Annotated in this window: 4 protein-coding genes and 1 pseudogene; all 5 read right to left on the bottom strand. The window is 70.3% G+C overall.

All coding sequences use genetic code 11. The annotated features are described in order from the left end of the window. Window positions 1-814, bottom strand: an 814-nt coding sequence (locus tag ACTWQJ_RS42535) for an alpha/beta hydrolase (RefSeq protein ID WP_443311769.1), incomplete at its 3' end; no start/stop codon positions are given. Then, window positions 811-1,317, bottom strand: a complete 507-nt coding sequence (locus tag ACTWQJ_RS42530) for a phage holin family protein (RefSeq protein ID WP_443311768.1) — start codon at window positions 1,315-1,317, stop codon at window positions 811-813. The genes ACTWQJ_RS42535 and ACTWQJ_RS42530, both read right to left, overlap by 4 nt. Window positions 1,318-1,395: 78 nt before the next feature. Next, entirely contained in the window at window positions 1,396-2,826 is a 1,431-nt protein-coding gene (gene nhaA, locus ACTWQJ_RS42525; protein ID WP_443311767.1) for a Na+/H+ antiporter NhaA, read from the bottom strand. Window positions 2,827-3,047: 221 nt separating this feature from the next. Then, the gene (acs, locus tag ACTWQJ_RS42520; RefSeq protein WP_443311766.1) at window positions 3,048-5,003 is read right to left on the bottom strand and encodes an acetate--CoA ligase; all 1,956 of its coding nucleotides are present in this window, start codon (window positions 5,001-5,003) and stop codon (window positions 3,048-3,050) included. Between the two features lie 236 nt (window positions 5,004-5,239). After that, window positions 5,240-7,467: pseudogene (locus ACTWQJ_RS42515) on the bottom strand (bifunctional SulP family inorganic anion transporter/carbonic anhydrase); the annotation flags it as partial.

Genomic DNA, 7,467 nt, shown 5'->3' with positions numbered 1-7,467 from the left:
ACTCTCCGGAACCGGCCGCGCTCCTGGTCCGCATCACCGGGTCGAGGGAGCCGTGCAGATGCAGCGTCGGTACCCGCACGGGCCGCTTCATGCGCCGGTTGAACTGGAGGCCGTCGGGCCGGGCCAGGGACCGCACCATCCAGCGGTACGGCTCGATGGAGCAGTGCGCCGTCGAAGGGATGCAGATCGCCCTCCGGTACGTCTCCACGGCACCGTCCTCCGGCAGCCGCGGGCCGGACCAGTCCCGGATCAGCCGGCCCACCAGCGCCCCGTCGTCCGCGACGAGCTGCCGCTCCGGGATCCACGGCCGCTGGAACCCCCAGATGTGGGAACTCGAGGCCGTCTGCTTGACGTCGGAGAGCATCGCCGAGCGCCAGCGCCGCGGATGCGGCATCGACGCGACCACCAGGCGCCGTACGAGCTTCGGGCGCATCACGGCCGCCGTCCACGCCAGATAGCCGCCCAGGTCATGGCCGACGAGCGCGGCGTCCGGCTCGCCCAGGGACCGTACGACGCCCGTGATGTCGAGGGCGAGGTTGGCCGGGTCGTAACCCCGGGGCGTGCGGTCGCTGCCGCCGACGCCCCTCAGGTCCATGGCGACGGCCCGGAACCCGGCGTCGGCGAGCGCCACCAGCTGGTGCCGCCAGGTCCACCAGAACTGCGGGAAGCCGTGCAGCAGCAGCACCAGCGGTCCGTCGCCCAGCTCCGCGATGTGGAACCGCGCGCCGTTCGCCGCGACGTCGCGGTGCAGCCAGGGACCTTCGGGTCGTACGACCGAGGCGGGTTGCGCCGAAGGGGTGTCGGGTTCCGTCATGACGACGAGCGTGCCACAGCCTCGATGGCCTCGGGCACGCGGTCCTGGGGCAGCTCGGGAAGCTCCGGCCGCTCCGGTCGCGGATGCGGCTTGGCCTTCTGCAGCACGCCCGCCGTCTCCTTCACCGACGCGGCGACCTTCTGCGGGCCCCGGCCCTTCTTGGCCTTCTTCGCGAACACGACGCCGATCAGGGCGAGGACGAGGGCGATGAGGACGTTCGCCGCGAAGGACAGCAGGAAGCAGATCGCGAGGTTCCAGTCGCTCCAGGTCCGGATGCCGTAGGCCAGGGCGAAGTTCAGCATCGGCAGGGAGAAGACGAGGAGTCCGGCGGCCGCGACGAACGCGCCGCCGGACGTTGCTCCGCGCTTGACGTCCTGCCTGATCTGCGCCTTCGCCAGTGCGATCTCGTCGTGCACCAGCGCCGACATCTCGGTCGTCGCCGAGGCGAACAACTGGCCGATGCTGCGTTCGGCGCCGACCGGGCTGCCGTCGGGTGCGCTCATCGCGGTCTCCCTCTTCTGCGTACGGGTCCGTCCATGCCTGATTGCGTACGGTCCCGACTTTTGTACCGTCCCGTCAGATCATGCCGGACCGTCGTTCTCCTCGCCTGCCCCGCCCGCGACTTCGGCAAGCTCGCGTCGCTCCGCCTCCCTGATCGCGGCGAGCCTGCGGTGCTCCGCGGCCTTGCGGTCGTAGATCTCCGCCATCCGCAGGTGGTACGCCGGGTCGTGCTCCTCGTAGATGTCCGGGATGCCGTCGAGGTCGTCGTCGCGCTCCTCGGCCTCGCACAGCCGGCGGTACTTGACGTTGCGCACCTTCAGCAGCGTGCCGGCGACCAGCGCCGCTATGAGGGAGCCCGTCAGTACGGCCGCCTTCACCTCGTCCGTCAGGACCGTGTCGCCCTCGAAGGCCAGCTCGCCGATGAGCAGCGAGACGGTGAAACCGATGCCGGCGAGCGACGCGACGGCGAAGACGTCGGCCCATTGGAGGTCGTCGCTGAGCGTGGCCCGGGTGAAGCGGGCGGTGAGCCAGGTGCCGCCGAAGATGCCGATCGTCTTGCCGACGACCAGACCGAGGACGACACCCAGGGTCTCCGGCTTGGTGAACACGTCCTTCATGGAGTCGCCGGAGAGCGAGACGCCTGCGCTGAACAGGGCGAACAGCGGTACGGCCAGGCCCGCGGACAGGGGGCGCACCAGGTGCTCGATGTGCTCGCCGGGGGAGTGTTCCTCACCCTTGTGGGTGGTGCAGCGCAGCATCAGGCCCATCGCGACGCCGGCGATGGTGGCGTGGACGCCGCTGTTGTACATCAGCGCCCAGATCACCAGGGCGAGCGGGACGTACACGTACCAGCCGCGTACTCCCTTGCGCAGCAGCAGCCAGAAGACGCCGAGGCCGACGACCGCGCCGCCGAGCGCCGCGAAGTCGATCGTCTCGGTGAAGAAGACCGCGATGATGAGGATCGCGAAGAGGTCGTCGACGACGGCGAGGGTGAGCAGGAAGGCGCGCAGCGCGCTCGGCAGAGACGTGCCGATGACGGCGAGCACGGCGAGCGCGAAGGCGATGTCCGTGGCGGTGGGCACGGCCCAGCCGTCCAGGGAGCCGCCGCCGAGGACGTTGGTGAGCGTGTAGACGAGCGCCGGTACGGCCATGCCGCACAGTGCGGCGACCACGGGCAGGACGGCCGCCTTGGGGTCGCGCAGATCACCGGCGACCAGCTCACGCTTGAGCTCGATACCGGCGACGAAGAAGAAGATCGCCAGGAGGCCGTCGGCGGCCCAGTGCTCGATCGACAGGTTGAGGCCGAGGGCCTCGGGGCCCAGGTGGAAGTGGCTGACGGTCTCGTAACTGTCGTGCAGCGCGGGTATGTTCGCCCAGAGCAGCGAGGTGACGGCGGCGAGGAGCAGCAGCACACCGCCGACGGTCTCGGTGCGCAGCGCGTCCACGACGAAGGTCCGCTCGGGCAGCGACAGGCGTCCGAGTACCTTGCGGGGGGTGATGGGCGCGGTCACGGTGAGACCTCCGGTCGGTGGGCAGCACAGAACACATGCCGACCAGACTTCCCGGCGCACCTGAGATCACTGTTGCGTTGTTGACGCTTTCCTTAGCTTACCTAAGATGCGGCGGACCGGTCCGGTGAACTTCACGTTAGGTGCAAAAAGGGCACCCGGCGCGCCTGTCAGGCGTCTGTCGCCGGGTGCCCTGTTGGGTCGCCCTCAGCCCTCGACGGTTCTCAGTCCTCGCTGGGCGCCGCCGGGAGCTTCGCCTGGATGAGATCCATGACCGTGGAGTCGGTCAGCGTTGTGACATCGCCGAGCTGGCGGTTCTCCGCGACGTCCCGCAGCAGCCGACGCATGATCTTGCCGGAGCGGGTCTTCGGCAGCTCCGCCACCGGCAGGATCCGCTTCGGCTTGGCGATCGGGCCGAGGGTGGCGCCCACGTGGTCACGCAGCTCGCCCGCCAGGTCCTCGGTCTCCGCCGCCGTACCCCGCAGGATCACGAAGGCGACGATCGCCTGCCCGGTCGTCTCGTCGGCGGCGCCGACCACGGCCGCCTCGGCGACCGACGGGTGCGACACGAGCGCCGACTCCACCTCGGTCGTGGAGATGTTGTGGCCGGACACCAACATCACGTCGTCCACCCGGCCCAGCAGCCAGATGTCGCCGTCGTCGTCCTTCTTCGCCCCGTCACCGGCGAAGTACTTGCCCTCGAACCGCGACCAGTACGTGTCGATGAACCGCTGGTCGTCGCCCCAGATGGTGCGCAGCATGGACGGCCACGGCTCGGTGAGCACCAGGTAGCCACCGCCGCCGTTGGGGACCTCGTTCGCCTCGTCGTCCACGACGGTTGCGGAGATGCCGGGCAGCGGACGCTGCGCGGAACCCGGCTTGGTCTCGGTGACCCCCGGCAGCGGCGAGATCATCATCGCGCCGGTCTCGGTCTGCCACCAGGTGTCCACGATCGGCGTGCGGTCGGCGCCGATGTGCTTGCGGTACCAGATCCACGCCTCGGGGTTGATCGGCTCACCGACGGAGCCGAGGATACGCAGGGAGGACAGGTCGAACTTCGCGGGGATGTCGTCGCCCCACTTCATGAACGTACGGATCGCGGTCGGCGCCGTGTAGAGGATCGTCACCCCGTACTTCTGCACGATCTCCCAGAACCGGCCCTGATGCGGGGTGTCCGGCGTGCCCTCGTACATCACCTGCGTCGCCCCGTTGGCGAGCGGGCCGTACACGATGTACGAGTGGCCGGTGACCCAGCCGACGTCGGCGGTGCACCAGTACACGTCCGTCTCCGGCTTGAGGTCGAAGACGGCGTGGTGGGTGTACGCCACCTGGGTGAGGTAGCCGCCGGAGGTGTGCAGGATGCCCTTCGGCTTACCCGTCGTACCGGATGTGTAGAGGATGAACAGCGGGTGCTCGGCCTCGAACGCCTCCGGGGTGTGCTCGGCGGACTGCCGCTCGACGAGCTCGTGCCACCACACGTCCCGCTCGTCGTTCCAGGCGACCTCCTGACCGGTGCGGCGCACCACGAGCACATGCTCGACGTTGTCCACACGTGCGATCGCGTCGTCGACGGCCGGCTTGAGCGCGGACGGCTTGCCCCGCCGGTAGCCGCCGTCGGAGGTGATGACGACCCGTGCGTCGGCGTCCTGGATGCGGGTGGCGAGCGCGTCGGCCGAGAAGCCGCCGAAGACCACGGAGTGCGCGGCGCCGATCCGGGCGCAGGCCAGCATCGCGATCGCGGTCTCGGGGATCATCGGCATATAGACCGCGACCCGGTCGCCCTTGCGAACTCCCAGCTCCAACAGGGCGTTGGCGGCCTTGGAGACCTCGTCCTTGAGCTCGGCGTAGGTGATGGCGCGACTGTCGCCGGGCTCGCCCTCGAAGTGGATGGCGACGCGGTCGCCCTGCCCGGCCTCGACATGCCGGTCGACGCAGTTGTACGCGACGTTGAGCTCGCCGTCCTTGAACCACTTGGCGAACGGCGGGTTCGACCAGTCCAGTGTCTCGCTCGGCTCCTTGGCCCAGGTCAGCCGACGGGCCTGCTCGGCCCAGAAGCCGAGCCTGTCAGCCTTGGCCCGTTCATACGCCTCCGCCGTGACGTTGGCGTCGGCGGCCAGGTCGGCGGGGGGTGCGAACCTACGCTCCTCACGAAGCAGGTTGGCCAGGCTCTCGTTGCTCACGACATCTCCCTCTCGAAGGGTGTCCGTTGTGTCCCAGGCCACAGCTCATCAGACCTGGTGGTCCGATGACAAGGGTCGACTGAATATTGGTTTAGACCTGTCGAGGGTCGTGCCCATGGGGGACCGGGCCGGCCTCGAGCCGCTTCCGACGCCGGTCATCCCTTCCCACGGACTGCGCGCGGACCCGGTTCAGTCCTGTAACGCCCCTCACACCCCGGACCGCACCGGGCCGCGCGTCATGCGGACAGGTCCACCGGCCGCACGGTGTCGAACACCTTCTCCTCCTCCGCATCGACGAGCAGATATGCCTGCGCCTCCCCCACGTGGAAGTACATCCCGTGCAGCTCCAGCGCGCCCTCGCGCAGCGCGCGGGACACCGACTCGTGGGCGCGCAGGTGCTCCAGTTGCTGCACGACGTTGGTCAGGCAGAGCTGCTCGACCGCGTCGGCGGGCGCGCGCCCGGCCAGCCGGGCCCAGGGCCGCCCGGTGTCGGCCATGCGCTCCAGGCTGGGCAGCCCGTGCCGCAGCCACCGCCTGAGGGGCGTCCGCGCGCCGTCCGGCTCGGAGCTGAGCAGCGCCTGCATGGCCCCGCACCCGGAGTGCCCGCACACCGTGATGGACCGCACCTTCAGCACGTCCACCGCGTACTCGATCGCCGCCGCCACCGAGTCGTCCCCGCTCTCCTCGCCGGGCTGGGGGCACCTCCCAGCGTTAGCGGGGGGAGGCACGAGGTTGCCCACATTGCGCACCACGAACAGGTCCCCGGGACCACTGGAGGTGATCATCGAGGTGACCAGGCGTGAGTCGGCGCAGGTGAGGAAGAGCTGGGACGGCCGTTGTCCCTCCCGGGCCAGTCGGGCCAGCTCACCCCGCACCAGGGGAGCGGTGTTGCGCTGGAACGCGCTGATTCCGCGCACCAGTTGGTGACTGCTCGGCTCGTGACCGCCGGTGTCGCCCGGCCCGGGCCGCCCCTCCCGGTCGGGCATGACGCTGACGTGGACGCCCTCACCGCACGTGCCTGAACCAACCCCGACGGTCTCTTGGCCGCCGGTTCCGCCCGGGTGCTCACCGGCCGGCTGCGCGGTCTGCGGGCGGTCCCGCTCGCACTGGTGGTTGCGCCAGGGCGTCCAGGGCCGGCATCGGCAGCCGCCCGAGTCGGTCGGCTCGGCGGTCCGGGAACCTCCGTGGCGGTCGGAGGAACCGGTGGGCTCGGCGATCCTGACCTCGGCACGGCGGCCCGTCAGTTCGACGGAACCGCCCCGCGCGGTGTGCGTCTTCTGCCAGTCGTGCAGTGTCTCGTACGCCGCGTGGTCCATGAACGAGCCGTCCAACTCGACGACCACGTCCGTCCCGTGGGGCACGAGGTGCAGGGCCCGGCTGAGTCTTGGCACCGCGAGGAACGTCAACTGCCCTCGTACATGTACGTGATGGACTCCTTCCGTCTCGTAGTGCGTGATACGTGTGCGGGTGAGGCGGTGCAGGGCGACACCGACGGCCACGGCGATCCCCAGCGCCACACCCTCCAGGACGCCGAGGAGCACCACGCCGAGGGTGGTGACGGCGTACACCAGCACCTCTCGGTGGCGGGTCACCGTACGGATGTGGTGCAGGGACACCATCTGGATGCCGACGGCCATCACCAGGGCGGCGAGCGAGGCGAGCGGGATGAGCTCCAGGATCGGGACCATCAGCAGCGCGGCGACTACTACGAGAACGCCGTGCAGCATCGTGGAGTTCCGGCTGACGGCACCGGCTTGCACATTCGCCGCGCTACGCACCGCGACCCCGGTGACGGGCAGTCCGCCGAGCGCGCCCGAGACCATGTTGGCGGTGCCCTGGCCGCGCAGCTCCCGGTCGAGGTCGGCGCGTGGCACGGGCGGTCCCCCGGGACGGGAGGCGGCCAGCCTGTCCACGGCCACCGCGGACAGCAGCGACTCGACGCCGCCGACCAGCGTGATCGTCAGTACGGCGGCGACGATCCCGAGCACCGGTCCTTCCGGCAGCCCGGCCAGGGCGTGGCTGCTCCACGACGGCAGGTCGACCCGGGGCAGTCGCAGCCCGCCGAGTGCGGCCACAGCGGTGGCCGCCGCCACCGCGGCGAGCGCCGCCGGGACCAGCCGTACGACTCGCCCCACCTGCCCGGGGATCCGCGGCCAGACGAGCAGGACGGCCAGGGTCAGGACGCTCATGGACAGAGCAGTCGGATGCAGGTCGGCCAGCTGGGCGGGCAGTTCGCGCACGTTGTCGACGACGGAGCTGTGGGGGGCGCCGCCGAGGACGATGTGCAGCTGGGCCACGGCGATGGTGACGCCGATACCTGCGAGCATGCCGTGCACGATGGCGGGGCTGACGGCGAGCGCGGTGCGCGCCACGCGCAGGAAGCCCAGGCCGAGTTGGGTGAGGCCGGCGAGGACGGTGATGGCGCACGTCGTACGTCAGCCGTAGCGCTGGATGAGGTCGGCGG

It is taken from the genome of Streptomyces sp. KR55 (assembly GCF_052245645.1).
GTDB lineage: Bacteria > Actinomycetota > Actinomycetes > Streptomycetales > Streptomycetaceae > Streptomyces > Streptomyces flavusporus.
Note: the sequence above shows the minus strand (reverse complement) of the source record. Positions and strands in the feature narration are given on the sequence as shown.

Coding starts and splice junctions, on each gene's coding strand:
- ACTWQJ_RS42530 (WP_443311768.1), bottom strand. CDS start 1,317: ATGAGCGCACCCGACGGCAGCCCGGTCGGCGCCGAACGCAGCATCGGC.